Source organism: Neolewinella lacunae, assembly GCF_014349155.1.
In the GTDB taxonomy this organism is placed as follows: domain Bacteria; phylum Bacteroidota; class Bacteroidia; order Chitinophagales; family Saprospiraceae; genus Neolewinella; species Neolewinella lacunae.
The window spans coordinates 1-713 of the sequence record NZ_JACSIT010000018.1 but is presented as its reverse complement, the minus strand read 5'-3'; the positions used below and the strand labels follow the sequence as shown (position 1 = coordinate 713).

General features: G+C 62.3%; 1 pseudogene. It reads right to left on the bottom strand.

Going from position 1 to position 713, the window contains the following annotated elements:
• A pseudogene (locus H9S92_RS00090) lies at nucleotides 1–713 on the bottom strand (hypothetical protein); the annotation flags it as partial.

Below are 713 nucleotides of genomic sequence, written 5' to 3'. Positions count from 1 at the left end.
GTGGCCACTTCTGCCGTCGTGAACGACAGCGTCAGCGCACCACCCGTTCCGTTCAGGTTCACACCCTCCCGAACCGTGATCTCGTCCGTCAGGCTTACCAGCTCGCTCAGGCGACCCGCAGCCGTAGCCATCACTTCCAGCGTCAGCACCGCATCAGCACCCCGCAGGGCTACCGCCACCAGGCCGTCACCGGCAAGGTTCAGGTTGATCGCGCCTTCGCCTGCGTAGCTGGCCGTCACCAGCTCCAGGCCAGCGGCCAGTTCGATTGTACCCTGGAAGCCCGCCAGCTCAGTGCCGCGGATTTCCATCGTGTGGGCCTGACCAGCTTCCAACTGCGCGTCAGCAGCGTTGATGGAGGCCGTAGAACGTCCGTTGCCCACCACGTCACCGTAAGCGAAGGCCACGAAGTCCGCATCCAGGATGCTGCCCGTCAGGTCGTTGGCATTGTACACCTCGGGGAAAGTAGCAGCGTAGGGGTTGCTCACGTCAACGTCCGCCGGTACGAAGCCCCAGCTCTCGCCGGTAGCGTAGTTCGCGTCCAGGCCCAGGATTACCCGCTGGATCGCAACGAGGTCCAGTACGTTCAGGTTCCGGTTCTGGTCGACGTCCGCCGCCAGATAGTCGTAGGGAGAAGTGAAGTCCTCAGCACCCAGGATCACGTTGGCGATCTTGACGATGTCCGAAGTCTTTACATCCTGTACGTTTACCGCTAC